The sequence below is a fragment of the Protofrankia sp. Cas4 genome (assembly GCF_963555915.1).
GTDB lineage: Bacteria > Actinomycetota > Actinomycetes > Frankiales > Frankiaceae > Protofrankia.
In genome coordinates, this window is the sequence record NZ_CAUVXL010000270.1 from 1 (window position 1) to 632 (window position 632).

The window sequence follows — 632 nt, forward strand, 5'->3', positions numbered from 1 at the left end:
GCGGCACGCTGGACGCCGAAGCTGCCGCGATCCTGCGGGCCGCGCTGGATCCGCTGACCGCACCCCGCCCCGCCGGCGGTGCTTCCAACCCCGACAGTGCCGGCGCCGACAACGCCGGCAGTACGGGCGGCACGGCTGACAGCGGCGGCGGCGGCGAGCGGGACCGCCGCTCCCCAGCCCGACGCCGCGCCGACGCCCTCATCGAACTGATCACTCGGGCGTTGCACACCGACACCCTGCCGACCCAGGGCGGCTACCGCCCCCACGTCACCGTCCTGGCACCCCTGCCCGCGCTCCTCGGCGAACCCGGCGCGCCACCCGCGGACAACGGCTGGGGCCTCCCCCTACCCGCCACGGTCCTCGCCCGGCTCCTGTGCGACGCCGAACTCGTCCGCCTCCTGCTCGACCCCACCGGCGTGCCATTGGACATCGGCCGCACCCAACGGATCGTGCCCCCCGCCCTACGCCGCGCCCTGATCGCCCGCGACCGCTGCTGCACCTACCCCGGCTGCGACCGACCACCCGGCTGGTGCGAAGCCCACCACATCATCGAATGGTCCCACGGAGGCCACACCGCCCTGAACAACCTCGTACTGACCTGCGGCCAACACCACCGAACACTCCACCACAGC

The 632-nt window shown here is 74.2% G+C and carries 1 protein-coding gene; it reads left to right on the forward strand.

Annotated features, from left to right (window positions below; all coding sequences use genetic code 11):
• On the forward strand, nucleotides 1-632 hold a 632-nt coding region (locus U9979_RS24375), incomplete at both ends, for an HNH endonuclease signature motif containing protein (RefSeq protein WP_322781123.1).